The sequence below is a fragment of the Dokdonella sp. GW821-FHT11D02 genome, from assembly GCF_058808595.1.
Genome location: NZ_CM179520.1, coordinates 1,584,593 through 1,609,883, shown reverse-complemented (window position 1 = coordinate 1,609,883; position 25,291 = coordinate 1,584,593). Strand labels below are relative to the sequence as shown.

Annotated in this window: 20 protein-coding genes; 16 read left to right on the top strand and 4 right to left on the bottom strand. The window is 67.0% G+C overall.

Translation table 11 applies throughout. From position 1 onward, the window contains the following. The first annotated feature begins 7 nt into the window (after positions 1 to 7). The 3 genes from AC3QL3_RS06720 to AC3QL3_RS06710 all read left to right on the top strand — a co-directional run bounded on the left by AC3QL3_RS06720 (position 8) and on the right by AC3QL3_RS06710 (position 2,323). Entirely contained in the window at positions 8 to 502 is a 495-nt protein-coding gene (locus AC3QL3_RS06720; RefSeq protein WP_492897605.1) for a DUF4442 domain-containing protein, read from the top strand. Between the two features lie 139 nt (positions 503 to 641). Continuing rightward, complete coding sequence (locus AC3QL3_RS06715; RefSeq protein ID WP_492897604.1) at positions 642 to 1,820, top strand: TIGR03032 family protein; 1,179 nt, start codon at positions 642 to 644, stop codon at positions 1,818 to 1,820. Beyond that, the gene (locus AC3QL3_RS06710) at positions 1,817 to 2,323 is read left to right on the top strand and encodes a hypothetical protein (protein ID WP_492897603.1); all 507 of its coding nucleotides are present in this window, start codon (positions 1,817 to 1,819) and stop codon (positions 2,321 to 2,323) included. Before AC3QL3_RS06715 ends, AC3QL3_RS06710 begins: the two co-directional genes overlap by 4 nt. On the opposite strand, the gene AC3QL3_RS06705 is transcribed toward AC3QL3_RS06710, so the two are convergent. Next, positions 2,320 to 2,805, bottom strand: a complete 486-nt coding sequence (locus AC3QL3_RS06705; protein WP_492897602.1) for a winged helix-turn-helix transcriptional regulator — start codon at positions 2,803 to 2,805, stop codon at positions 2,320 to 2,322. The two genes, AC3QL3_RS06710 and AC3QL3_RS06705, sit on opposite strands and share 4 nt — an antisense overlap. A 139-nt stretch (positions 2,806 to 2,944) precedes the next feature. On the opposite strand from AC3QL3_RS06705, the gene AC3QL3_RS06700 reads away from it, so the two are divergent. The 10 genes from AC3QL3_RS06700 to AC3QL3_RS06655 all read left to right on the top strand — a co-directional run bounded on the left by AC3QL3_RS06700 (position 2,945) and on the right by AC3QL3_RS06655 (position 19,352). Beyond that, positions 2,945 to 3,865 (top strand): alpha/beta fold hydrolase, encoded by a 921-nt coding sequence (locus AC3QL3_RS06700; protein WP_492897601.1) that lies wholly within the window; start codon positions 2,945 to 2,947, stop codon positions 3,863 to 3,865. 85 nt (positions 3,866 to 3,950) lie between these two features. After that, positions 3,951 to 4,814, top strand: a complete 864-nt coding sequence (locus tag AC3QL3_RS06695) for an alpha/beta fold hydrolase (protein ID WP_492897600.1) — start codon at positions 3,951 to 3,953, stop codon at positions 4,812 to 4,814. A gap of 125 nt (positions 4,815 to 4,939) precedes the next feature. Continuing rightward, complete coding sequence (locus tag AC3QL3_RS06690; protein ID WP_492897599.1) at positions 4,940 to 7,234, top strand: protein kinase domain-containing protein; 2,295 nt, start codon at positions 4,940 to 4,942, stop codon at positions 7,232 to 7,234. 53 nt (positions 7,235 to 7,287) lie between these two features. Further along, positions 7,288 to 7,974 (top strand): DUF502 domain-containing protein, encoded by a 687-nt coding sequence (locus tag AC3QL3_RS06685; protein WP_492897598.1) that lies wholly within the window; start codon positions 7,288 to 7,290, stop codon positions 7,972 to 7,974. 132 nt (positions 7,975 to 8,106) lie between these two features. Continuing rightward, positions 8,107 to 9,912 (top strand): M14 family metallopeptidase, encoded by a 1,806-nt coding sequence (locus AC3QL3_RS06680; protein WP_492897597.1) that lies wholly within the window; start codon positions 8,107 to 8,109, stop codon positions 9,910 to 9,912. 126 nt (positions 9,913 to 10,038) lie between these two features. Beyond that, a complete protein-coding gene (locus AC3QL3_RS06675) occupies positions 10,039 to 12,957 on the top strand; it encodes a LysM peptidoglycan-binding domain-containing protein (protein ID WP_492897596.1) in 2,919 nt (972 codons plus the stop codon). A 196-nt stretch (positions 12,958 to 13,153) separates the two neighbouring features. Further along, entirely contained in the window at positions 13,154 to 13,528 is a 375-nt protein-coding gene (locus AC3QL3_RS06670; RefSeq protein WP_492897595.1) for a hypothetical protein, read from the top strand. Positions 13,529 to 13,788: 260 nt separating this feature from the next. Continuing rightward, a complete protein-coding gene (locus tag AC3QL3_RS06665; protein ID WP_492897594.1) occupies positions 13,789 to 15,822 on the top strand; it encodes a M13 family metallopeptidase in 2,034 nt (677 codons plus the stop codon). 101 nt (positions 15,823 to 15,923) lie between these two features. Next, positions 15,924 to 17,954, top strand: coding sequence for a M13 family metallopeptidase (locus tag AC3QL3_RS06660; protein ID WP_492897593.1), 2,031 nt, complete (start codon positions 15,924 to 15,926; stop codon positions 17,952 to 17,954). 120 nt (positions 17,955 to 18,074) lie between these two features. Beyond that, positions 18,075 to 19,352: a DUF7453 family protein gene (locus tag AC3QL3_RS06655; RefSeq protein WP_492897592.1), complete on the top strand. Its 1,278-nt coding sequence runs from the start codon at positions 18,075 to 18,077 to the stop codon at positions 19,350 to 19,352. Positions 19,353 to 19,601: 249 nt separating this feature from the next. Here AC3QL3_RS06655 and AC3QL3_RS06650 read toward each other — a convergent pair whose 3' ends face one another. Beyond that, entirely contained in the window at positions 19,602 to 20,426 is an 825-nt protein-coding gene (locus AC3QL3_RS06650; protein ID WP_492897591.1) for an alpha/beta fold hydrolase, read from the bottom strand. 110 nt (positions 20,427 to 20,536) lie between these two features. Beyond that, the gene (locus AC3QL3_RS06645; protein ID WP_492897590.1) at positions 20,537 to 21,238 is read right to left on the bottom strand and encodes a pirin family protein; all 702 of its coding nucleotides are present in this window, start codon (positions 21,236 to 21,238) and stop codon (positions 20,537 to 20,539) included. A gap of 120 nt (positions 21,239 to 21,358) precedes the next feature. Between AC3QL3_RS06645 and AC3QL3_RS06640 the strand changes: the two genes are divergently transcribed. The 3 genes from AC3QL3_RS06640 to AC3QL3_RS06630 all read left to right on the top strand — a co-directional run bounded on the left by AC3QL3_RS06640 (position 21,359) and on the right by AC3QL3_RS06630 (position 23,746). Next, positions 21,359 to 22,309, top strand: a complete 951-nt coding sequence (locus AC3QL3_RS06640) for a LysR family transcriptional regulator (RefSeq protein ID WP_492897589.1) — start codon at positions 21,359 to 21,361, stop codon at positions 22,307 to 22,309. A gap of 100 nt (positions 22,310 to 22,409) precedes the next feature. Further along, entirely contained in the window at positions 22,410 to 23,018 is a 609-nt protein-coding gene (locus tag AC3QL3_RS06635) for a methylated-DNA--[protein]-cysteine S-methyltransferase (RefSeq protein WP_492897588.1), read from the top strand. Between the two features lie 14 nt (positions 23,019 to 23,032). Then, positions 23,033 to 23,746: a 2OG-Fe(II) oxygenase gene (locus AC3QL3_RS06630; protein WP_492897587.1), complete on the top strand. Its 714-nt coding sequence runs from the start codon at positions 23,033 to 23,035 to the stop codon at positions 23,744 to 23,746. A 39-nt stretch (positions 23,747 to 23,785) separates the two neighbouring features. Here the strand turns inward: AC3QL3_RS06630 and AC3QL3_RS06625 are convergent, their stop codons facing one another. Beyond that, a complete protein-coding gene (locus tag AC3QL3_RS06625; protein ID WP_492897586.1) occupies positions 23,786 to 25,174 on the bottom strand; it encodes a hypothetical protein in 1,389 nt (462 codons plus the stop codon). Between the last annotated feature and the right edge of the window lie 117 nt (positions 25,175 to 25,291).

Genomic DNA, 25,291 nt, shown 5'->3' with positions numbered 1-25,291 from the left:
GATCGCCATGACGCCTGCCCGCCTGCGCCGTTTCATGAACCTGTGGCCGCCGTTCCTGTTCGCCGGCATCCGCGTGCTCGAAATCTCCGACGACTGGCGCCATGCGCGCGTCGTGCTGCGGCGGCGCTGGTACAACCGCAACTACGTCGGCACGCATTTCGGCGGCAGTCTGTTCGCGATGACCGATCCGTTCTGGATGATCCTGACCATGCGCTGCCTGGGCCGCGACTACATCGTCTGGGACAAGGCCGGCGCGATCGAATTCGTCGCTCCCGGCCGCAGCGACGTGTTCGCCGACTTCACCGTCGACGACGCCCTGCTCGAGGAAATCCGCGCCGCCACCGCGAACGGCGAAAAGTACCTGCGCTGGTGCGAGACCACGGTGGTCGCCGCCGACGGCGAGGTCGTCGCGCGCGTGCGCAAGCAGCTGTACGTGCGACGCAAGCGAGAACTCTCTTCACCCGATCGAGGCGAACCCGAGCGCCGTGCTGCTGGACTCTAGCCCGGCGCGAGCGACCGACTGACAGATCGCGCATGACGCGCGCAGTGCGTTCAGCCGATCGGCACGTCCGATTCCACTCGCCTCCGGTAGCGATCCGCGCGACGCCTCGGCAGAATGCGTCGATCCCGCAGGAGCGCACGTGACCACGCCCACCGAACCCACCGCCTCGGCGCCCGCCGCGGAAGCGGAAGCGAATGCCGCCGCCAATGTCGCCGAAGTGCTCGGCAGCGTGCACACGACCAACTTCCCCGATCTGTTGCGTCAGCTCGGCGGTTGTCTCGTCGTCAGCACCTACCAGGCCGGCAAGCTGGTGATCCTGCGGCCCGACGGCGCCTCGATCAACACGCATTTCCGCACCTTCAATCGGCCGATGGGCATGGCCGCCGACGGCGAGCGGCTTGCGCTCGGCGCTGCGATCGAGATCGCCGAGTTCCGCAATATGCCGGCGGTGGCCAAGCGCCTGCAGGACCCGCCACGCCACGACGCGGTCTACCTGGCGCGACGCGGCCACATCACCGGCGCGATCGACGTGCACGAGATGGCCTGGGACAAGCACGGCGATCTGTGGTTCGTGAACACCTTGTTCTCCTGCCTCTGCACGCTCGATACGAAATCGAGCTTCGTGCCGCGCTGGCGGCCGCGCTTCGTCTCGCACTACGCGCCGGAAGACCGCTGCCATCTGAACGGCCTCGGCATGCGCGAAGGCCGCCCGCGCTATCTGACCGCGCTCGGCGAGAGCAACGAGCCGCAGGGCTGGCGCAAGAACAAGCGCGACGGCGGCATCCTGATCGACATGGCCAACGACAAGGTGCTCGCGCGCGGGCTGTCGATGCCACACTCGCCGCGCTGGTACGACGAGCGCTTGTGGGTGCTGGAATCGGGCCGCGGCGCCTTGGTCACGATCGATCCGAAGAGCGGCGAGAAGATCGACGTCGCGCGCGTGCCCGGCTTCGCGCGCGGGCTCGACTTCATCGGTCCGGTCGCCTTCATCGGCTTGTCGCAGCTGCGCGAAACCAACGCGTTCACCGACATCGAGATCACCGAGGCGAACGCGGATCGCCAAAGCGGCGTCTGGGCCGTGCACATCGGCACCGGCAAGACCATCGGCCTGCTCAAGTTCACCGGCGGCGTGCAGGAGATTTTCGCGGTGCAGGCGCTGCCCGGCGTGCTGTTCCCCGAGATCATCCACGAAGGCGATTTCCTCACCTCGTCCTACGCGCTGCCGGACGAAGCACTGCGCGAAGTCGGCTTCACGCCGCAGGCGGCCGAAGCCGCCGCGGCCCCCTACGGCGCGAGCGACGCGCGGACGGACGCATGAACGACGCCACCCCGATGTTCCGCTACGTCGACGACTGGCCGGCGATCCAAGCCGCCGACGCCGATGCGATCCGCGCGTTCTGGCGAAGCGAAGGCGCGCTCAACGACGAAGCACAGATGAGCGGCCGCCTGCGCCAGGTCGTACTGCACGCCTGCACCGCGGACGGCAGCGTCGCCGGCGTCTGCACCGCGCTGCCGGCGGTCGCGCCGCAGCTGGGCCAGCCGATCTACTTCTGGCGCTGCTTCGTCGGCACGCGCTGGCGTTCGACGCCGCTGGTGATGTCGCTGCTGAAGCGCTCCTGCACCTTGCTCGAAGACTATGCCGTCGCGCACGACTATCCGTGCATCGGCATCCTGCTCGAGCTCGAGAACGCGCGCTTTCGCGACAAGGGTCGCATGGCGAGCTGGTGGAATCCGCGCTTCACCTACATCGGCCGCAGCGCACGCGGGCTGGACCTGCGCGTGCACTACTTCAAGGGCGCGCGCCTGAAAGCGCCGGCCTAAGCGCGCGTCGACCGGCGCGCGCGCGCCGGCCGCTCGGCCGGAATCCAGCGCACGGCGGTGTCCTCGCCGCCGAGCATGCGCCCGTCCTGCGCGCGCAGCTCCAATCGACGCGTGGGCAGGCCGTGCTTGCGGTCGACCAGCAGCACCTGCGCTTCGTCGGGCGTGAAGTAGTGATCCGCGCCCCACTGCCGCAATGCGGCCAACACCAAGTACAGATCGCGCCCCTTGCGCGTCAGCACGTACTCGCGATGCGCGCTGCCGTCGGCCGCGGCGACGGTTTCGAGCACGTCGTGCTCGATCAGATGGCGCAAGCGCGCGGCCAATATGTTCTTGGCCAGGCCGAGGCTTTTCTGGAACTCGCCGAAACGGCGCAGACCGTCGAACGCGTCGCGCACGATCAGGAGTGACCAGCCGTCACCGACCGCGTCGAGCGGACGGGCGATGGCGCAGGCGGTGTCGCGGTGGCTGGTGCGTTTGACCATGGCGGCTCGATCTTAAACGGTTCGGTCCTAGCAGCGAACATCGCTGCATCGGCGCAGCATTCGCAGTAAAGGTTGCATAATGAAACCTATATGGCTATTCTCGCTACGGTTTCAATATAAAACCTTATCGGGACGACCCGTGATCGACGCCGCCGAAACCTTCCGCGACAGCTTCCCCTTCGCTCCGCATTTCTCCACCGCCGCCGGTTTCCGCATGCACTACGTCGACGAAGGCGCGCGCGATGCGCCGCTCGTCTTGTGCCTGCACGGCGAGCCGACCTGGGCGTATCTGTTTCGCCATCTGATCGCGCGACTGCGCCCGACGCATCGCGTGATCGCGCTCGATCACATGGGCTTCGGCAAGAGCGAAACGCCAGAGCAGCGCAGCTACTGGCTGCAGGATCACATCGACAATCTCGAGCGGTTCGTGCTTGATCTCGATCTGCGCGCGATCACCTTGGTGATGCACGATTTCGGCGGCCCGGTCGGCATGGGCCTGGCGGCACGGCATCCCGAACGCGTCCGCCGCCTGATCTCGATCAACTCACCGTTGCCGTTCGGACAAGCCGATCTGGCGCAACGCCTCGAGGCGAACGCGCAATCCTCGCCTTGGTTCGGCTGGATCGCGCGAGCACACGCCGCCGGCCGCCTCGACGCGGTGCTGGGCGAACTCGGCTTCAACATCCTGAGCACGCTCAAGCTCAACGGTTTCGAAAACAACGCGCTGATCTCGGACACCTGGCTGTCGGCCTACGGCTCACGCTTCGATGAACCGGCCGATTGCGCCGGCGCACTCGGCTGGGCCAAGGGCTTCGCCACCGGCGCGCATCGTTTCGAGGCGCCCGACGCCGCCGCGCGGCAGGAAATCGCCGGCAAGCCTGCGCTGGCGATCTGGGGCGAGGCCGATCGCACCTTGCAGGCCGAGCATTTCCTGCCCTTGTTCCAGCAGCTTTTCCCCACTGCTGCCGTGCATCGCCTGCCACGCGCCGGCCACTACAGCCTCGAAGACGCGCCCGAAACCGTGGCTGCGCTGGTCGCCTCGTTCCTGCGCGACAGCTAGCCGGGATCGTTCAAAGAGCTTCTAGATGCAACCACCGTTCCGACGCCGAACGGCGTCATCCATCCACCCTCCGAGGAAGACTCACGTGATCCGCTACCGCACCACCACCATCGAAGGCCAGCAGCTGTTCTATCGCGAAGCCGGCGATCCGTCCTTGCCGAAACTGCTGCTGTTGCACGGTTTTCCGGCGTCATCCTTCATGTACCGCGAACTGCTGCAGCGGTTGGCGCATCGCTTTCACCTGATCGCGCCCGACTATCCCGGCTTCGGCCACAGCGACGCGCCAAGCACCGACGCCTTCGTCTACAGCTTCGACCACCTCGCCGACATCGTCGAGAAATTCGTCGACCAGCTCGGCCTCGAACGCTACGGCCTGTACATGCAGGACTTCGGCGGCCCGGTCGGCTTTCGCGTAGCGAGCCGCCGCCCCGAGCGCGTCGCGTTCCTGGTCGTGCAGAACGCGAACGCCTACGAAGAAGGCTTGCCGGACGATTTCTGGGCGCTGCCGCGCCGCCTCTGGCAAGACCCCTCGCCGGCCAATCGCGCTGTGATTCGCGACGCCGCCATGTCCGATGAGGCGTTGGAATGGAACTACACGCATGGCGTCAAAGACCCCACGCGCATCGATCCGGACAGCTGGTTGTTGCAGCGTGCGCTGCTCGCGCGCCCCGGCAACCGCGAAGCGATGGTCGCCTTGCTCGAAGACTACGGCAACAACCTCAAGCACTACCCGGCGTGGCAGGCGTATTTCCGTGCGCAGCAACCGCCGACCTTGATCGTGTGGGGCGCCAACGACGTGATCTTTCCGGCCGCCGGTGCGCATCCGTATCGGCGCGACTTGAAGCAGGTCGACTTCCACCTGCTCGACACCGGCCACTTCGCGCTGGAAGAACTGGGCGCGGACATCGCCGAGTGCATCGAGCGCTTTCACGCGCGGCTGAGCGCCTGACGCGTCGATTGGTTCCGCCATCGGCGCGGCGTGACGCCCGTCACGCCGCGCCGGCGTTTCATGCGGCCGCCCCGCGCCGCGGCGGCCGCTCCGATAGAATCGCGTTCCGCTTCTGCGCGAACGCCATGACCCGCCTGAACCTCCCGTTCGAGATTCCCGGCTATCGGATCGTGCGCCGGCTCGGCCTGGGCGGCATGGCGACCGTGTATCTGGCCGTGCAGGAATCGCTCGGCCGCCAGGTCGCGATCAAGGTGCTGGCGAGCGAGCGCACGCCCGACGACGAGATCGCGCGCCGCTTCCAGCACGAGGCGCGCACGATCGCGCGGCTCGACCATCCGCACATCGTCAGCATCTTCGAGGTCGGCCGCACCTCGGACGGCAGCATCTACTACACGATGCCGTATCTGCCCAACGGCGATCTGCTCTCGCGCAGCCTGCGCGACGATCCGCAGCGCGTGCTCGAAATCGTGCGCGCGCTGGCCGAGGCGCTCGGCTTCGCGCACGACCAAGGCATCGTGCATCGCGACGTCAAACCGGAGAACGTGCTGTTCGACAAGCTCGACCGGCCGCTCCTGGCCGACTTCGGCATCGCGCTGAGCGCCTCGCGCATGCCGCGCGTCACGCGCGAAGGCGCCACCATCGGCTCGTCCGGCTACATGAGCCCGGAGCAGGCGCGCGGCCAGCCGCTCGACGGCCGCTCCGACCTCTACAGCCTCGGCGTGGTCTGCTACGAACTGTTGACCGGCGAACTGCCCTACCAAGGCGCCGATTCGCTCTCGGTCGCGCTCGCGCACATCGAAAAGCCGGTGCCGCGGCTGCCGCTGACGCGCCGCTTGTGGCAGCCGCTGATCGACAAGGCCTTGGCCAAGCAGGCCGATGCGCGCTTCCAGAGCGCCGAAGAAATGCTCGCCGCGCTCGCCGTGATCGAGAAGCGGCTGCAGGCGCCGCCGCGTCTGGGCGTATCGAAATGGTGGCTGGCGATCGTCGAGCGCACGGTCGCGATTCCGCGCCGGCGCCGCGCGATCGCACTCGGCTTCGGCATGCTGCTGGCGCTGGCCGGCCTGCTCGCGCTGCTGCCGCACAAACCCGAACGCGCCGCACCGCCGCCGGTAGCCGCGACGACGACGAGCAGCGCCGCCGCGCCTGCGGCCGTCGACGTCGCCAAGCCGCCGCCGGTCGAGCGTGTCGAAACAGCGGCCGCAACGGCGGACGCGAACCGCGAAGAGACCGCCGCGCCGCGTACCGACGAAGCCACCGCCGAAGCCCTGCGCGCGCAGCGGCTGCAGCAGGCCTCCGCTGCGCTCGCGCGCGGACGCTGGGTCGCGCCGCCCGGCGACAACGCGGCCGAGCAGTATCTTGAGATCCTCGCCGACGAACCGCGTCAGCGCGATGCGCTCAAAGGCATCGCGCGCGTCCTCAATCTGCTGGCGACACGCGCGGCCAAGGCGATCGGCGGCAGCGAAGTGCACAGCGCGATCGAGCCGATCGCCGCCGGCATCTCGCTGGCCGAGCGCGCGCAGCTCGGCGACGGCCCGGCCTTCGACGCGTTCGCGACGCCGATCCGGCGTGCGGTGGAGGCGCGCCGCGCGCACCGCAGCGATCCGTTCGACCTCGCCCCCGCACGTGCGCTGCAACCCTTGCAGAGCGTGCTGAGCCGGCTCGACCCGACGCTGGCGCTGGCGCTGCAAGACGACTTGCAGCGGCCGCAACGCCTGCTCGCCGAAGGCGGCGCGTTCCGCGACGCCGACGGGCCGCCGCTGGTCATCGTGCCGGCCCTGCTCGCCGCCAGCGGTCACGTCGAGCACGCATTCGCGATCATGACCGGCGACGTCACGCGCGGCGCCTACGAGCGCTTCGTCGAGAGCAGCTCGCGCGCGCCGTCGAACTGCCGCGAATCGCAGCGCTTGTTCGCGCGCTCGGACGGACTCAGCTGGCGCGCGCCCGGCTTCACCCAAGGCGACGATCACCCGGTCGTCTGCGTCAGCTGGGACGACGCCAACGCGTATGCGAGCTGGCTCAGCCGCAAGACCGGCGCGCACTATCGTCTGCCGACGCAGCGCGAATGGCTGCTGTTGGCGCAGCCGGCCGAGACCGGCACGTCCTGCGGCGCGGCCAATCTGGGCAAGCGCGCCGGCTGCGACGACGGCTATGCGCAGACCGCTCCGGTCGGCCGCTTCGCCTCGACGCCGCCGGGCCTGTACGACATCGCCGGCAACGTCGCCGTCTGGATCGACGGCTGCGCCAAGCTCGACGGCAAGGACTGCGGCGAGCGCAGCTTCCGCGGCCTGTCCTGGCGCGACGACGGCGGCGAATCCAACCTCGCGCGCGCCGGCCGCAGCGCCGGCGACGTCGGCTATGCCGGCGTCGGCTTCCGCCTCGTGCGAGAACTGCCCTCGCTCGAGGGCGAGCGACACGACTGATCGCGACACGGATGCGCCCCGCCGCGCGCACGCTCGGCTAAACTCGCGCGGCCATGCGCCCCCTCTACATCCAGCGCTACCTGCTCACCGGCCTGCTCACCTTCATCCCGATCTGGCTGACCTGGGTCGTGTTCAAGTCGATCTTCTCGCTGCTCTCGCAGGTCAACCTGCCGTGGGTGGCGGCGCTGTTCAGCGCGCTCGCCAGCGTGTTTCCCGACACCCTCGGCCATTTGAATCAGGATTGGCTGGTCTCGCTGCTCGCCTTCATCGTCACCGTGGTCGCGCTGTACATGATGGGCTTCGCCGCCAATCGCGTGTTCGGCCGCCGCCTGCTCGGCGCGTTCGAGCGTTTGATCGACCGCATTCCGGTCGCGCACAGCATCTACGGCGGCGCCAAGAAGCTGATGAGCATGCTGCAGAACAAACCGAGCGGCACCCAGCGCGTGGTGCTGATCGACTTCCCCTCGCCCGAGCTGAAGTCGATCGGCTTCGTCACGCGCGTGTTCCGCGACAGCGCCGGCACCGAACTCGCCGCGGTGTACGTGCCGACCACGCCGAATCCGACCGGCGGCTATCTCGAAATCGTGCCGATCGAACGCCTGATCGCGACCGACTGGAGCGTGGATCAGGCGATGGCATTCATCCTCTCGGCCGGCGCGGCGGGACCGGATACGTTGCCGTTCACGGTCTCAGGCGACGCGCACCACGTTGCAAAAGCGGCCGCAGCGGTCGCGCCTTAGTCGCGCGGCGATCGACCTGCATCGAGATCCGATCTGTATCGAGATTCGCTCCGCATCGAGTTTGCACACTCGTGCGCACCCACGCCGCCGGCGTACCATCGCGCGCTACCCGGCCAGCGTGAAACCTCCCGCATGAAAACCCCGCGATCGGCGCAGCGCCTGCTGCTCGGCCTCTTCCTGCTCGCCGCTTGCAGTCCTGCGCTGTCGAACGACTGGAGCACGCCGGCCGAGCAGGCGAAGTTCGCCACCACGCCGAACTATGCGCAGACGCGCGCCTGGCTCGAACGCCTGGCCGCTTCCGCGCCCGAACGCATCCGGCTGACGCGCTTCGGCGTCTCGCCGGAAGGGCGCGATCTGATGCTGGTGGTCGCGGCGAAGGGCGGCGAGTTCACGCCGGCGGCGGCGCGCGCGTCCGGCAAGGAAATCGTGCTGGTGCAGTCGGGCATCCACGCCGGCGAGATCGAAGGCAAGGACGCAGCGCTGATGCTGTTGCGCGATCTGCGCGCCGGCGCCGCGCATGCCGATCTGCTCGACCACGCCATCCTGGTCTGGCTGCCGATCTTCAACGTCGACGGTCACGAGAACTCGCATCCCTACAACCGCATCAACCAGGCCGGCCCGAACGAGATGGGCTTTCGCGCGACCGCGCAGAACCTGAACCTCAATCGCGACTACATGAAGGCCGACGCGCCCGAGATGCGCGACTGGCTGGCGATGTTCGATGCCTGGCAGCCGGATCTGTTCCTCGACATCCACACCACCGACGGCGCCGACTATCAATACGACCTGACCTGGTACATGGAGGAATGGGGCCCGCTGCACGCGGCGGTCAAACAATGGCAGAGCCAGGCGTTCAAGCAATCGATCCTGCCCGACTTCGAGAAGCGCGGTCATCTCGCTGCGCCGTATCTGGAACTGGTCGATCATCGCGACATCGGCAAGGGCATCGCGAACTTCGGTTCCGGCGCGCGCTTTTCCACCGGCTACGTGGCGCTGCGCAATCGCGCGGCGCTGCTGGTCGAGACGCACATGCTGAAACCGTACGCGACACGCGTGCGCGCGACCTACGATCTGATCGTCGCCACGCTGGCGCACATCGGCAAACATCCGGGCGAGCTGCGCAAAGCCGTGACGCAAGCCGATGCCGACACCACCGCTCGCGCACGCGACGCGCGTGCGCGCTTGCCGATCGCATTCCGCACCAGCGACCAATCCGAGCCGTTCAGCTTGAAGGGTTACGCGTTCACGCACGAAGCGAGCGCGATCTCGGGAGACACGTGGGTCACTTACGATCCGCGTACGCCCAAGACCTACACGGTGCCGTTCTTCCGCGACCTCGTCGCGACCGAGACGGCAACGCCGCCCGCGGCGTATCTGATACCGGCGGGCTGGCCGCAGATCGCCGACAAGCTGCGCCAGCACGGCCTCCGCATCGAACGTATCGAACGGCCGCTGCATCTGCGCGTCGAGCGCGATCGGCTCGGTGCGCCGCGCTGGGACGAGAAGCCGTTCGAAGGCCGTCACTGGCTGCGCGACTTCACGCAAGAGCGCGAAACCGCCGCAGCGGATTTCGCCGCCGGCGCGTTCCTGCTGCCGCTCGATCAGCCGGGCGCGAACGTCGCGATCAATCTGCTCGAGCCGCGTGCGGCCGACTCGCTGCTGCATTGGGGTTTGTTCGATGCGATCTTCGAGCAGAAGGAAAGCGCCGATGCGCGCGTCAACGAACGCCTCGCGCGCGAGATGCTGGCGAAAGATCCGGCGCTGAAGGCCGAGTTCGAGAGCAAGCTCGCCGCCGACACGGCGTTCGCGCAATCGCCGGCGCTGCGCCTGGCGTTTTTCTACGAACGCTCGCCCTGGTACGCGCGGCAGAACATCGGTGCGTATCCGATCGTGCGGCTCGACGCGGCCGCGCTGGCGCAGGCGCGCGCGCAACCGTGACGCAGTCGTCGCGAACGCACGTCTCGATGACGTGCGCGTGACAAGGCGACCTATCGCTTTCCCCAATCGCGGTGACGGAGCGGCTGTTGTGCAATCGCGCAATCCCCCTTGCGCGAGTCCGCCGCCATGTCTCCCCCTATCGACAATACCTCGCGCACGCAGACACCTGCGCAAACGCAAACGCCGCAGGATCAGGGCGACGAACACGTCGTCGACCGCGGCGAAACGCTGAGCAGCATCGCCACGCAGCACAACACCGATGTGCCGACGCTGCAGAAACTGAACCCGCAGATCCGCAATCCCGACGTCATCCATCAAGGCGATCGCGTCAAGCTGCCGAAGGCGGCCGCGAACGATCCGGCCGACGTGGCGGCGCAGCCGCCGGTGCAACCGGCACCGCCGTTGTCGCCGCCGGCGACGCCGCAGGCGGCGCGCGTCGACACTGCGGTGAAGGAAGTCGCACGCACGCAGGGCGAGCTCGCCTATCGCAAGCAGGAAGTCGCGCGCGGCAACGAGGCGATGAAGGCCGACGTGCGCGATCTCGATCGCCAAGTCGCCAGCGCGCAGAGCGAACTCAAATCGGCGGTCGCCGCGCAGATCGACGCCAGCGTCGGGCCGAAGGCGGACGACGCGACGATCGCCAAGGCCGGCCAGGACATCGCCGCGCGCTACGGCGATCCGGCGCAGCAGAAAGCGGTCGCCGACGCCGTCGCCAGCGTGCGCACCGATCGCCAGGTGCAAGGTATCGTCGCCGCGGCGCAAGCCAAAGGCAGCCCGCTGGAAGCGGCGAAGGCGCTCAGCGCCGGCAGCGCGAATCTGCCGCAGCCGCTGAAGGACGCGGTGCTGGCCGATGCCGGCGCGAAGAAGATCCTCACCGACGCCGCCGCGTGGGTGAACCAGCCGCTGACCGACAAGCCCGGCAACGCGACCTTGCCGCAAGGCCAGACCGCGGCCTCGATGCTGCGTCTCGATCAGATCACGCAAGGCATGGACAAGCAGACCGCGGCGGCGCTGGTCGAACAGACCCTGCCCGGCTACGAGGCGTTCGCAAAAGCCAACATCGACAGCTTCGGCGGCGGCTCGCCGCTCGGCATGCAGGGCATGGGCAGCCTGATGAACGTGTCCGGCCGCATCGCCGGTACAGCGCAAGGCGACGCCGCGATCACGCGCTACGCCGCCAGCGGCGCCTGGCACACCGACGCCGTGCGCAACGCCATCAGCGGCGGCGCCAACCCGGCCTATGCGATCGAGTTCGGCAAGCAGATGAAGGCGGCCGGCAGCGATCCGAAGTACGTGGTGCAGACGATCAACGAAGGCGTTGCGCAGCGCGACCAGCAGAAGATCGCCGACGGCGAAAGCCCGGCGGCGACGCTGGATGTGGCCAAGCACATGGAAACCGCCGGCTTGGATTCGAGCGGCGTGGTCAAGGTCGCCACCGACGGTGCGCAGAAGTTCAAGGAGAAGGTTGCCGACGACGTCAAGAAGCTGGCCCAGCACGATGCCGAGCTGTCGTGGCTGGTGCAGAACGACGGTGCCGGTCTGAGCCCGCAAGCGCTCAACAAGGCGGTCGCCGACTACCGCGCGAACAAGGGCGCCGACTGGCAGAACGAAGAAAACAAACTGCGTCAGCAGGTCGCCGCCGACGGCACCAAGCTGGTCGAGCAGATGATCGCGCTGAACGAGAAGGCGCCGTCCGGCGCCGCTCCGGCGATCGACGAGACGCTGAAGAAGATCGCCAACGATCCGTCCGCGGGCTTGGCGATCTCGAGCGCGCTGCAGACCGATCCCAAGCTGGCCGACAGCACGCACGTCGCCGGCATGGCCAACCTGTTCGCGTTCTCCAAGCTCGGCGACGTCGGCCGCAAGTTCGGCAACGAAGCGGCCTCGGCGTATCTGCGCACGCACGTGCTCGACAAGACGCAGGGCGTGAACCTGCAGGATCCCAAGAGCGTCGCCGCCGCCAAGCAGGCGATCAGCGACCTCAAGAACGAGAACTTCGCCAAGCTGCTCGGCGTCACCAAGGGCGATCTCGACAAAGCGGTCGGCATGGTGCAGGAGTTCGCCGACAAGTCCGGCACCACGCAGGCGGAAGCGAACAAGGCGCTGCAGGATCTCAACAAGAAGCTCGACACCGACGCCGCGCTGTCGAAGACCTTCAACAAGGGAACCGTGCCGGGCCAGCTGCTGCGCGGCATCGGCGTCGCCTTCGCCGGCGCCAGCCTGCTCAACTCCTACAACAAGGCGGCGGCCAATCCGGCCGACGTGCAGAACGATCTCAAGCTCGTGCTCGATGCGGCCGGCTTTGCGCAGAAGAACGTCGAGCTCTTGGTCGGTCTCGGCGCGGTCGACAAAGCCTCCAAGCTCGGCCAGTTCGGCGGCGAGTGGAAGCTCGCCGCGCGCGCCACTGCGGGCGATCTGATCGCCGGCGTGTCGGCCGTGTTCGACGCGGTCAGCGCGGTGCGTTCGGGCTTCGGCATCGGCACCGCGCAGGACACCGGCAACGCGGTGTTCTCGGCCACCACCGCGGTCGGCGGCGCGCTGACGGTGGCGCCGGCGTTCGGCGCGGCGGCGTGGCTGGGACCGGTGGGCCTCGGCGTGACCGCGGTCGGCGTGCTCGGCAAGCTCGCCTACGACGCGATCAAGGATGCGCACCAGTACGAGGGTGCGTCGAAGAAGTTCTTGCTCGCGGCCAACTACAACGAAGCCGCCGCGACGGCGCTGAGCAAGCAAGGCGGCGTGCTCAGCGGCGCATCCGGCAGCGGCCAGCTGCCGTTCCTGCAGAAGTACGCCGAGCTCAAGCACGTCTCGCCCGATCGCCTGCAGCAATGGATCAACAGTCTCTCGCCCGACCAGGTCGAGCAGTTGTCCAAGCGCGTGCTGCAGACCGCCGGCGACAGCGAAGGCGATCCGAGCCACTTCACCGACGGCCCGGCGCAGACCAAGATCATCGCCACCGGCAGTCCGTTCCCGGCTCAGGTAACCTTGGCCAATACGGTGGGCGTGTTCGAGAAATATCTCGACGGCGATCACGTGCCGCATCTTTGAAAAAGCGTTTCGTCGCGTAGGCCATCGTTTTCCACTCCCGCTTGCGCGGAGATGGCGGAAAACCGACATTTGTCATGCGAGCCGCCGTCGCCTCTCCCGCTTGCGAGAGAGGCGAGGGCGAACGAATGCGAGACCGCTTTTCTCCTCCCCCGAGCGAGAGAGGTGACGGAAAACCGACAAGCCCCAAACCGATCGCATGAACCGCTGCCCGCATTGCCATCTCAGCCCGTGCCTGCCCGTGTGGCGCAAGCTCTGCCTCGGCCCGGCCGGCAGCACGCGTTGCCGTATTTGCGGGTTCAAAGTCGCAATCGTCGTTTCCAAAGCCTGGCCGGTCATGCTCGGTGGGCTCTCCTCGATCCTCGCGATGGTGATGCTGGCCGGCTTCTCCGAGTTCATCGCGGCCGCCGATCTGCACCTGTGGCTGGCGCTGTTCGCACTCGCGCTGCTGGCCTTTTGCGTGCTGTACGCGATCTGGGTGCCGCTGCGCATCGACGAGCTCAGCAATCCCGATCTCATCGCCGCCGGACGCGCGCGCATCGCCGCCGGCGAGCCGGCCGACACGGTGCATTGATCGCGCCGATCGGTCGCGCCGACCGATCACGCCCATCGATCGGCACGCGGCGCAGCGCCGCAGTGACCTTCGACACTAGGACGCCTGCGCCGACGCGCCTAGGCTCGCACCCCGCTTTTCAGCTACCGCAGCGCGCTCGACGGTCGCGGGGCCGTCCATGCGCGTGACCGCTGCAACCCCCACCGAGTCCGATCTCGGCGTTCGGCAGCGTCTAGACTATGCGGTTCGCTTCCACAGCCACGAATGACGGAGTCACCATCATGCGGAAACCATTGAATCTGGCGCTCGCGATCTGCGCCGCCCTTTCCACCGGCGCGATCGCAGCCAGCCAGCCGCCGTCGTTCGACATCAAGGATCTCGACGCCAAGATCAGTCCTTGCACCGACTTCAACGGCTTCGTCAACGCGAAATGGGTCGCCGCCAATCCGATTCCGGCCGACCGCACGCGCTGGGGCGCGTTCGATCAGCTGCGCGAGAAGAGCCTGCAGACTCAGCGCGGCATCGTCGAGAAAGCCGCGCGCGAAGCGAACAAGGCCAAGGCCGATTCGATCGAGCAGAAGATCGGCTGGTTCTATCGCTCCGGCATGGCGGAAGGCGCGATCGAGAAGGCCGGCTTCACGCCGATCAAGGACGAACTGAAGAAAATCGACGCGCTGAAGTCGCCGGCCGAGATTTATGCCTACATCACCGACAGCTTCGCGCAAGGCCGCGGCTCGCTGTTCTCGATGGGCGCCAGCGCCGACTACAAGAACTCGAAGATCCAGATCGCCTACGCCTATCAAGGCGGACTCGGCCTGCCGACCATCGAGTACTACAGCAAACCCGACTATGCCAAGACGCGCGAGGACTACAAGGCGCACATCGCCAAGGTGCTCGAACTGACCGGCGTGAAGTCGGCCGAGGCGAAGAAGCAGGCCGAGCAGGTGCTCGCGTTCGAGACGCGCCTGGCCGCCGCTTCGCTGGCGCCGGTCGAGCTGCGCAAGCCGGAAAATCAGTACCACTTCATCAACCTCGCCGATGCCGACAAGGCGACGCCGAATTTCTCGTGGACGAAGTTCTTCGCCGCGCAGAAGGCCGACATCCAGGGCGGTTTCTCGCTGTCGCAGCCGAAGTTCTTCGCCGAGGTCGACAAGATGCTGACCACGGTGCCGGCCGAGCAGTGGCAGGCGTACTTGCGCTTCCACGCGATCGATTCGGCCTCGCCGTATCTGTCCAAGCCGTTCGCCGAAGAGAACTTCGCCTTCTACGGGCAGACGCTGAACGGGCAAAAAGAGATCGAGCCGCGCTGGAAGCGTGCGCTCGGCGCGGTCAACGAGAGCATGGGCATGGCGCTGGGCGAGTTGTACGTCGCCGAGGCGTTCCCGCCCGAATCCAAGCAGCGCGCGATGCAGCTGGTCACCAACGTCAATGCCGCGCTGAAGACGCGCATCGAGCATCTGGACTGGATGAGCGCCGAGACCAAGAAGAAGGCGCTGGAGAAGTGGTCGACCTTCCTGCCCAAGATCGGCTACCCGGACAAATGGCGCGACTGGTCGGGCCTGAAGGTCTCGCCGAGCGACTACTTCGGCAACGTCGAGGCGGCGACCAAGTACAACTACGACTACGACATCGCCAAGATCGGCAAGCCGACCGATCGCCTCGAATGGGGCATGACGCCGCAGACGGTCAACGCGTACTACAACCCGACCGACAACACGATCAACTTCCCCGCCGCGATCCTCCAATCGCCGTTCTTCGACGCGCAAGCCGACGATGCGCTCAACTACGGCGGCATCGGCGCCGTGATCGGGCACGAGGCCACGCACGGCTTCGACGACGAAGGCAGCCAGTTCGACGCGCAAGGCAACAACGCCAACTGGTGGACCAAGGAAGACCGCGAGAAATTCGAATCGCGCACCGCCAAGCTGGTCGCGCAGTTCAACGAGTACGAGCCGCTGCCGGGCAAGCACGTCAACGGCGAACTCACGCTCGGCGAGAACATCGCCGATCTGGGTGGCATCAACGTCGGCTTCGACGCGTTGCAGATCGCGCTGTCGAAAAACCCCGGCCAGAACGAGAAGAAGATCGACGGCTACACGCCGGACCAGCGCTTCTTCCTCAACTTCGCGCGCATCTGGCGCGGCAGCATCCGTCCGCAGCGGCAGGAAGTGCTGCTCAATTCCGATCCGCACTCGCCGGCGCAGTACCGCGCGATCGGCGCGCCGTCGAACCTGGCCGCGTTCGCCGAAGCGTTCCAGTGCAAGGCCGGCGATGCGATGGTGCGCGACGCCGACAAGCAAGTGAAGATCTGGTGACCTGCGCGTAGCGACGGCCACTTCCACGGCCCGCGTTCGCGCGGGCCAGCGCCGGGTGGATCAGCGCGGCGCCTCCTTTGTGCGACTTAGAGAGGTTCCCGATGCTGCGTTCCATCCCCCGCCTGCTCACCGCTGCCATCGCGTTCGCGCTCACCGCGCAAGCGCAGGCCGCGCCGGTGTTCGACGTCACCGAACTCGACCCGAACGTGTCCGCCTGCGCCGATTTCAATAGCTACGCGAACGGCAAATGGGTCGCCGCCAATCCGATCCCGGCCGACAAGACCCGCTGGGGCGCGTTCGATGCGCTGCGCGAGCAAAGTCTCGCCGCGCAGCACAAGCTGACCGAAGCGGCCGACAAACAAGCCGAGCAAGCGCAGGCCGGCTCGATTGAGCAGAAGATCGGCTGGCTGTATCGCTCGGGCATGAACGAAGCGGCGATCGACAAGGCCGGCTTCGATCCGATCAAGCCCGATCTCGCCGCGATCGCCAAGCTGAAGAACACCGCCGACATCGTCGCCTGGCTCGGTACCGCATTCGCCGAAGGCCGCGGCGTCGGCTTCCGCTTCGGCCCCGGTGCGGACTTCAAGAACGCCAGCCGCCAGATCGCGTTCGCCAATCAAGGCGGCCTCGGTCTGCCGACGCCGGACTACTACAGCAAAGACGAGCACAAGCCGATTCGCGAGGCTTACGTCGCGCATCTGGCCAAGCTGTTCGAGCTGACCGGCAGCAAGTCGGAGGATGCGAAGAAGAAAGCCGAGGGCGTGCTCGCGTTCGAAACGCGTCTGGCCAAGGCTTCGCTCTCGCGCGTCGAGCTGCGCGATCCGAAGAACCAATACGCCTTCGTCGACTTCGCTGCGGCGAACAAGGCGACGCCGCATCTGGATTGGAATGCGTTCTTCAAGCGCATCGGCGTCGCGCCGGGCGACGGCTTCTCGCTGTCGCAGCCGAAGTTCTTCGCCGAGTTCGACGCGATGCTGGCCGACGTACCCGCTGCGCAATGGCGCGACTATTTTGCCGCGCATCTGCTCGACGACGTCGCGCCGTCTTTGTCCAAGCCGTTCCAGGACGCCGACTTCGATTTCCACGACAAGACGCTCAACGGCCAGCCCGAGCAGCGCGTGCGCTGGAAGCGCGTGCTCGAAGCGGTCAACGACGCGATGGGCATGGCGCTCGGCCAGATGTACGTGAAGGAAAACTTCCCGCCGGCGGCGAAGGCGCGTGCGCTGGAGCTGGTCAACAACGTCAACGGCGCGATGAAGGCGCGGCTGGAAAAGCTCGATTGGATGAGCGAAACCACGCGCAAGAAGGCGCTGGAGAAGTGGTCGACCTTCCTGCCCAAGATCGGCTATCCGGACAAATGGCGCGAATGGGGCGGCCTCAAGATCGTGCCGGGCGACTACTTCGCCAACCTGCGCGCCGCAGATGCGTTCAACTACCGCTACCAGCTCGACAAGATCGGCAAGCCGACCGATCGCTACGAATGGGGCATGACGCCGCAGACCGTCAACGCCTACTACAGCTCGGGCACCAACACGATCAACTTCCCCGCCGCGATCCTGCAGCCGCCGTTCTTCTACGCCGACGGCGACGACGCGATCAATTACGGCGGCATCGGCGCGGTGATCGGGCACGAGTCCGGCCACGGCTTCGACGACAAGGGCAGCCAGTTCGACGGCGCCGGCAACAACGAGAACTGGTGGACCAAGGAAGACCGCGACCGCTTCGAGGAACGCACGGCCAAGCTGGTGGCACAGTTCGACGCCTACGTGCCGCTGGCCGATCATCCCGACCAGCACGTCAACGGCAAGCTGACCTTGGGCGAGAACATCGGTGACCTCGGCGGCATCGCGTTCGCCTACGACGCCTTGCAGAAGGCCAGCGCCGGCAAGGCCGATCCGAAGATCGACGGCTTCACGCGCGAGCAGCGCTTCTTCCTCAACTGGGCGCGCGTGTGGCGCGGCAACATCCGCGATAAAGCGCAGCTGGTGATGCTCAACACCGATCCGCATGCGCCGGCGAAATTCCGCGCGATCGGCGCGCCGTCGAACATGCCGGCGTTCGCGCAGGCGTTCCAGTGCAAGGCAGGCGATGCGATGGTGCGCGACGGCGACAAGCAGGTGAAGATCTGGTGATCGATGCGCGCGAGGCGGCGCCACCGCGCCGTCTCGCGCTCGTACGCACAGGGGTTTTCTTTGCGCGAGCGTCGCGCTAGGTTCGCAGACTCCCCTGCAGTCCGCGGAGCTCGCTCGCTCATGAAGAAACACCTCGTCCTTTCCCTTTCGGCCCTGCTCGGCGCAGCCAGCGCCGCTGCCGAAGTCCCCACCTACACGCAATTCGAGCTGCAGGCGCGCAGCAATCTGATCGTCAACGACGAAGGCTTCAACCTGCCGCCGGGCACGTCGTTCAACAGCATCTCGCCGGCGATCAACGACGCGCAGCAGGTCGCCTTCACCGCCGGCGTGATCCCGATCGACGGCGATCTCACGCGCAGCGGCGGCGGCGTCTGGCTCGGCGCGCACGGCAAGGGCGCGGTCGTCGCCGTGCACGAAGTGCCGGCCGGCGATCCGGACGATCCCTCGTTCATGATCGTCGCCGACACGCCCGGCCTCAACGCCAGCGGCATGATCGCCTACTACACCAGCATCGACGGCGGCACCTACACCCTGCGCAAGTACGACCCGGCGACTCAGCAGTCGAATCCGGTCAGCCTGCTGCCGCTGACGCCTTCCTCGATCTCGAGTCCCGACCTCGCCGACGACGGTCTGATCGGCTTCAAGGCGCGCCTGGGTCTCGGCTACGGCCTCGCCGCCGCCGGTGTCGGTACGCCGACGATCTACGCCGTCGACGTCGACGTCGAAGAAGGCAGTCCGTACGCCTACGTGTACTCGCCGGCGACCAACAACGCGCATCGCATCGCGAGCAAGGTCAGCACCAGCGACTACGACCACAACGAGATTCGCCTGTTCGAAGCGGGCAGCAGCCGCCTCGTCGTCGCCGACAAGGCGACCGACCCGGCCTCGCCGTTCGCCGGCTTCGACAACGGACTCGCTCTCAACGAGGTGGACGCGGTCGCCGTCGCGGTCAAGCTCGCCGACGGCAACGTGCGCGCGATCTATCGTTTCGCCCAGAGCGAGAGCGGCGTGGTGGCGACCGAAATCGCGCGCGTCGATCCGGCCGGCACGATCCGCGACATCGAAAGCTTCGCACCGGCGATCAACGACGCCGGCTTGGTCGCATTCCGCGCCAAGGACGCCAACGGCCAAGCGATCTACGTCGGCGACGGCAACAATCTGGTGCGCGTGATCGGCGCCGGCGACGTCGTCGCCACCGACCTCGGCAGCGCGCAGATCGGCCAGCACGACGACTCGCCGGTGTTCAGTGGCAAGCCGGCGATCAATCAGCTCGGCGACGTCGCCTTCATCGCCGGCGTTCACCCCAACGGCGACAACCAGGTCGAATGGGGCACCGGCGTGTTCGTCGCCTATGCGCCGAGCAACGACAGCGTGTTCGCGGATGGCTTCGACGGCTGAGCGTGCTATTCCCCTCTCCCACTGGCGGGAGAGGGTTGGGGTGAAGGCGATCGGAGCTAGGTGAGTCGAACCAAGCAGCCGTCCCTGGCGCGCGCTCCCATCGGCTCCCCTCACGCGGTCGGAGGACCACGTTCGACAGCCTCGGCCGCTTGTGACGGCCTCGACCCTCACCCGCGCCTCCCGCGCGACCTCTCCCGCAAGCGGGAGAGGTGAAAGCAGTCAGCGTGTGAGACTTCGACTCACCAACCCTCAGCCTTTGATGAAGGCCAACAAATCCGCATTGAGCTGATCCGCATGCGTGCTGGCCAAGCCGTGCGGCGCGCCGGCGTAGACCTTCAGCGTCGCGTCCTTGACGATCTTCGCCGACAGCCGGCCCGCGTTGTCGATCGGCACGACCTGATCGTCGTCACCGTGCACGATCAAGGTCGGTACGTCGAACTTCTTCAGATCGTCGGTGTAGTCGACCTCGGAGAACTGCTTGATGCAGTCGTACTGGCCCTTGAGACCGCCGGCCATGCCTTGCAGCCAGAACGAATCGATCAAGCCCTGCGATTTCTTGGCGCCGTCGCGGTTGAAGCCGTAGAACGCACCACCGGCGAGATCGAGATAGAACTGCGAGCGGTCGGCGAGCACGCCGGCGCGGATGCCGTCGAACACCTCGAGCGGCAGACCGCCCGGATTGCTCGCGGTCTTCAGCATCTGCGGCGGCACTGCGCCGATCAGCACCGCCTTGGCCACGCGCGAAGTGCCGTGGCGGCCGATGTAGTGCGCGACTTCGCCGCCGCCGGTCGAGTGGCCGATCAACACGACATCTTTAAGGTCGAGTTTCTCGATCAGCTCGGCCAGATCGTCGGCGTAGGTGTCCATGTCGTTGCCGTCCCACGGCTGCGCCGAGCGGCCGTGGCCGCGGCGATCGTGCGCGATGGTGCGATAGCCGTGGCTGGACAAGAACAGCATCTGCACGTCCCAGGCGTCGCCCGACAGCGGCCAGCCGTGCGAGAAGACCACGGGCTGACCCTTGCCCCAGTCCTTGTAGAAAATTTCGGTGCCGTCTTTGGTGGTGATCGTGCTCATGGTCGTGTCCTCGATGTGGGGTGGAGAAAAGGGTCGTCGCGAGCCAGCCGGTGCAGCCTGACGCATGCCGGCTGACGATTCGGTGACAGTCTTCGATTTCGTGCCGGCGCTCAGGGCGTCATGTCGAACAGCAAGAGTTCAGCATTCTCGATCGCGCGCACGCTGAGCGTGTCGATACCGCTCCAGGCCGCGGCGTCGCCGGCCTGCAGCGTGCGACCTTCGACCTCGACCGCGCCGCGCGCGACCTGCAGCCACAGCTTGCGACCCGCCGCCGGAGCGTGATTGAGCTCGTGCCCGACGCCGAGCCGCGTCGCGTAGAGGTCGACGTCCTGGTGGATTTTCAAGGCGCCGTCGCGCGGCGTGCGCGAGGCGATCAAACGCCAGCGGTCGGCGAGTTCTTCCGGCGCGAAGCGATGCTGCTCGTAGCCGGGCGCGAGACCGTTGCGCTCGGGCAGGATCCAGATCTGCAGGAAATGCACCGGATCGGTGCTGGAGGCATTGAACTCCGAATGCACCACCCCGGTGCCCGCGCTCATGCGCTGCAGCTCGCCGGGCTGGATGCGCGCGCCGGTGCCCATGCTGTCTTTGTGCTCGAGCGCGCCGTCGAGCACCCACGACAAGATTTCCATGTCGCGATGCGGATGCGCGCCGAAGCCCTTGCCCGGCGCGACGCGATCTTCGTTGATCACGCGCAAGGGGCCGAAGCCCATGTGCTCGGCGTCGTAGTAGTCGCCGAAGGAGAAGGTATGACGGCTCTTGAGCCAGCCGAAGTCGGCCAGGCCGCGGTCTTGCGAAAGTCGAGTGAATTGCATGAGAGGCTCCCGTGATCGGATGGCCGACAATCTAGGCGCCGTCCGCGCGGGCGCCTAGCCGGGCAATCCCGAACGAGGTGTTCGCGATTGCCGAACGCCGGCCGGGAGCCGCGCGCTTTCATGCTTCAATATGGCATGGACTACGACTTCGGCGACATCCGCGCCTTCATCCAAGTGGTCGAGAGCGGCGGCGTCAACGCCGCGGCGACGCGCCTGAACGTGTCCAAGTCGCAGCTGAGCGCGCGCGTGGCGCGCCTCGAAAGCGAGCTGCACAGCAAGCTCCTGCATCGTTCGCCGCGCGGCATCACCACCACCGACGCCGGTCAGCGCTTCTACGTGCACATGTGCGAGGTGCTCGCGCGCATGCAGCAAGCGGTCGACGAGGTCTCGGGCGAGGATTCCGAGCAGATCGTCGGCAGCCTGCGCGTCGCCGCACCGATGACCTTCGGCACCGCCTATCTCGGTCCCGTTCTGTACGACTTCCTGCGCGAGCATCCGGCGCTGGAGCTGATGCTCGAGCTCGACGACCGTTACGTCGACCTGCTCGCCGGCGGCTACGACCTCGGCGTGCGCATCGGCCGTCTGTACGATTCCTCGCTGATGGCGCGCCGCCTCGCGCCGAGCCGGCGCGTGCTGGTGTGCAGCCCCGACTACGCACAACGAAACGGCGTACCGGAAGCCATCGAAGACCTGCAGCGCCACGACTGCATCTGCTACGGCAACGCCTCGGTCGCGCCGTACTGGCAGTTCGCGCCGAGCGTCGAAGGCGAGCCACCGCGCCAGGTCGTCGTGCGCGGACGCCTCCATCTCAACAACGGCGAGAGCATGCGCGATGCCGCCATCGCGGGACTCGGCATCGCCGCGCTGCCGCTGTTCATCGCCGCCGCGGCGCTGCGCGAAGGACGCCTACTCGAACTCCTGCCCGCCTCGCCGCCGACCGCCGATGCGATCTACGCCGTCTATCCGCAAACGCGTTACGTCAGCCGCGCGGTGCGCGCGGCGATCGATGCCTTGGTCGCGGCGTTCGCCGATCCGCCGTGGGAGCGGCCGGACCAGCGAAGTGATCAATAACTCACCGTGCGCGCGAATGCACAGCGCAAGAATCGGAGTGTTCGAGCGCGACCGCCTCGCTATCGTGAGCCTCGATGAATCCTCATCGATGGAGGTCGACATGAACATCACGATTGCGAACCCTCTCAAGTCCGCGAACACCCCGATCCGTCGCGACCGCATCGACAGCGCGAACCTGCGCGACGATGAACGCCGCGGCCCGGCGCAGCAGGAAATCGCATTCGGCCTCGGCACGACGTCGCTCGGCCTGGTGCTGGTCGCCGGCGGCGCCGCCGGCCTCTGCGCGATCCTGTTCGGCGACGATGCGCAAAGCGTGCAGCGCGAGCTCGGCGAGCGCTTTCCAGACGCACGCCTGCGGCGCGACGATGCCGCGCTGGCGGCGCCGATCGCACGCATCGCGGCTTATGTCGAGCGGCCGCACGGCGCGCTCGAGCTGCCGCTCGATCCGCACGGCACCCCGTTCCAGCGCCGCGTCTGGCAGGCGCTGCGCGAGATTCCGTCCGGCACCACGGCGAGTTACGTCGAGGTCGCCCGCCGCATCGGCGCGCCGCGCGCGTTCCGTGCGGTAGCGGCCGCCTGTGCCGCCAATCCGCTCGCGCTGGCGGTGCCCTGCCATCGCGTGGTCAAGCGCGACGGCCGTCTATCCGGCTATCGCTGGGGCGTCGAACGCAAACGCGCCCTGCTCGAACGCGAGGCGGCGGCGACGTGAGCGCGAACCCAGCCATGCCCTCCGCCGCGCAAGGTTCGCGCCTGGCCGCGCGCGATTGGAGCGCGATCGAAACCGAACTCGACGCGCACGGCAACGCACTGCTGCCGGCACTGCTCGATACGCAGGAATGCGACGCGCTCGCCGCCTGCTACGAGCGCGATCTGTTCCGCAGCCGCGTCGTGATGGCGCGGCACGGCTTCGGGCGCGGCGAGTACCAGTACTTCCGCTATCCCTTGCCCGATCTCCTGCAACAGCTGCGCGGCGAGTTGTACGCGCGCCTCGCGCCGCTGGCCAATCGCTGGAACGAGGCGATGGGCATCGAGGTCGTCTATCCGGCGCAGCACGAGGATTTCATCCGCCGCTGCCACGCTGCCGGCCAGGAGCGGCCGACGCCCTTGCTGCTGCGCTACCGCGAGGGCGACTACAACTGCCTGCACCAGGATCTGTACGGCGAACACGTGTTCCCGCTGCAAGTCGCGATTCTGTTGTCAGAACCCGGCAGCGATTTCAGCGGCGGCGAATTCGTGCTGACCGAGCAGCGTCCGCGCATGCAGTCGCGCGCCGACGTCGTGCCGCTGCGTAAAGGTGATGCGGTCGCGTTCGCGGTGCAGCACCGTCCGGTGCGCGGCGCGCACGGCGTCTATCGCGTCAACCTGCGCCACGGCGTCAGCCGCGTGCGCAGCGGCCGGCGCCTGACCGCCGGCCTGATCTTTCACGACGCGCTTTGATCGCACGCGGGCCGTTCAGGGCCCGCGTGCGCGCAAGTCCTACAAGGTGCGCAGGAACGCGACCAGGTCTTTTTTCTCGTCGCCCGACAGCTTCGTCTCCAGCACGAGATTGAAGAACTCGACCGTGTCGTCCAGCGTCAGCAGGCGATCGTCGTGCAGGTACGGCGGCGAGTCCTTGATGCCGCGCAGCGGGAAGGTCTTGATCGGTCCGTCCATGTTGGCCATGCGGCCGTTGATCATCTGCGGCTTGAAGAAACGCTCGGTGCGCAGGTTGTGCATGGTGTTGTCGGTGTAGTACGGCGGCGCGTGGCAGCTGGCGCAGGTGCCCTTGCCGAAGAACACCGCCTGACCGCGCAATTCGGCCTCGCTCGCCAAGCGCGGATCGAGCTTGCCGTCGATGCCGAGCTTGGGTGCCGGCGGAAAATCGAGCAGGGCCTCGAATTCGGCCATGAAATGCACCTGGCTGCCGCGTTCGAGCACGTTGACGCCTTTCTTGGTCGCCAGCACCGGATCGCCGTCGAAGTACGCCGCGCGCTGTTCGAATTCGGTGAAGTCCTCGACCGTCTTCAGCGCGCGCTGCGAGCCGAACAGGCGCTGGATGTTCACGCCGCGCAAGGACGGCGTGTCGATGCGATGGCGGAACTCCTGCGGCCGGATGTCGCCGACCAGGTGCGTGGAGGCGTTGGTGTGACCGTTCGCATGGCAGTCGAAACAGACCACGCCGCGGCTCGGACGCTCCGAACGCCGATCCTCGGTCTGGTTGAACTGCTGCTGCGGAAACGGCGTGACCAGAAGGCGCAGGCCTTCGATCTGCTTCGGATTCAAGATGCCGTTGAACAGCGTGTAGTAATTCTCGATCGTGACCAGCTTGCCTTGCGAGACGTCGCCCAGATCGGGGCGCGTGGTCAGATACATCGGCGCCGGAAACTCGGGCAGGAAGTGATCGGGCAAGTCGAAGTCGAGATCGAAGCGAGTCAGATCGCGCTGCTCCTGGCGCTTGATCTCGTCGATGTGGAACTGCGGAAACAGCATGCCGCCTTCGGCGTGGTTGGGATGGGGCAGCGGCAGGAAGCCGTCGGGGAACAGTCCGCGATCACGGATCTCCTGCGGACTGAGGCCGGCCAGCTGATCCCAGCTCTGGCCCGACTTGAGCTTGACGCGCACGCCCTCCTGCACCGGCTTGCCGCGCGACATGGTCACGCCGCTGGCGGGCTTGTTCGACAAATCGTAGCGTTGCTTGAGCAGGTCGGCCTGGCGACGTTCGATGCCGGGTTTGGCCGCCTTCATGCGTTGCATCACCGTGGCGAGATCTTCTTCGACGACCGGCGAATAGCTGGACGGTTTCTTCTCGGCGGCCTGCGCGATGCCTGCGAAGCTCAGGCTCAAGGCGATCGCGAGCAGGGTGCTGGGGTACTGCAGGGATTTCATACGACCTCCAACCGGTATGAGTGAAGAGGCGCTGAACATCGCCGCGACCGCGGCGACACCAGGACGCTAGCACCGGTTTTCCAAGCGGGCCAATGACTTGATTCGATCGCTGTGATC

Coding starts and splice junctions, on each gene's coding strand:
- AC3QL3_RS06655 (WP_492897592.1), top strand. CDS start 18,075: ATGAAGAAACACCTCGTCCTTTCCCTTTCGGCCCTGCTCGGCGCAGCC.
- AC3QL3_RS06665 (WP_492897594.1), top strand. CDS start 13,789: ATGCGGAAACCATTGAATCTGGCGCTCGCGATCTGCGCCGCCCTTTCC.
- AC3QL3_RS06720 (WP_492897605.1), top strand. CDS start 8: ATGACGCCTGCCCGCCTGCGCCGTTTCATGAACCTGTGGCCGCCGTTC.
- AC3QL3_RS06685 (WP_492897598.1), top strand. CDS start 7,288: ATGCGCCCCCTCTACATCCAGCGCTACCTGCTCACCGGCCTGCTCACC.
- AC3QL3_RS06705 (WP_492897602.1), bottom strand. CDS start 2,805: ATGGTCAAACGCACCAGCCACCGCGACACCGCCTGCGCCATCGCCCGT.
- AC3QL3_RS06675 (WP_492897596.1), top strand. CDS start 10,039: ATGTCTCCCCCTATCGACAATACCTCGCGCACGCAGACACCTGCGCAA.
- AC3QL3_RS06650 (WP_492897591.1), bottom strand. CDS start 20,426: ATGAGCACGATCACCACCAAAGACGGCACCGAAATTTTCTACAAGGAC.
- AC3QL3_RS06645 (WP_492897590.1), bottom strand. CDS start 21,238: ATGCAATTCACTCGACTTTCGCAAGACCGCGGCCTGGCCGACTTCGGC.
- AC3QL3_RS06630 (WP_492897587.1), top strand. CDS start 23,033: ATGCCCTCCGCCGCGCAAGGTTCGCGCCTGGCCGCGCGCGATTGGAGC.
- AC3QL3_RS06625 (WP_492897586.1), bottom strand. CDS start 25,174: ATGAAATCCCTGCAGTACCCCAGCACCCTGCTCGCGATCGCCTTGAGC.
- AC3QL3_RS06635 (WP_492897588.1), top strand. CDS start 22,410: ATGAACATCACGATTGCGAACCCTCTCAAGTCCGCGAACACCCCGATC.
- AC3QL3_RS06670 (WP_492897595.1), top strand. CDS start 13,154: ATGAACCGCTGCCCGCATTGCCATCTCAGCCCGTGCCTGCCCGTGTGG.
- AC3QL3_RS06640 (WP_492897589.1), top strand. CDS start 21,359: ATGCTTCAATATGGCATGGACTACGACTTCGGCGACATCCGCGCCTTC.
- AC3QL3_RS06660 (WP_492897593.1), top strand. CDS start 15,924: ATGCTGCGTTCCATCCCCCGCCTGCTCACCGCTGCCATCGCGTTCGCG.
- AC3QL3_RS06680 (WP_492897597.1), top strand. CDS start 8,107: ATGAAAACCCCGCGATCGGCGCAGCGCCTGCTGCTCGGCCTCTTCCTG.
- AC3QL3_RS06710 (WP_492897603.1), top strand. CDS start 1,817: ATGAACGACGCCACCCCGATGTTCCGCTACGTCGACGACTGGCCGGCG.
- AC3QL3_RS06690 (WP_492897599.1), top strand. CDS start 4,940: ATGACCCGCCTGAACCTCCCGTTCGAGATTCCCGGCTATCGGATCGTG.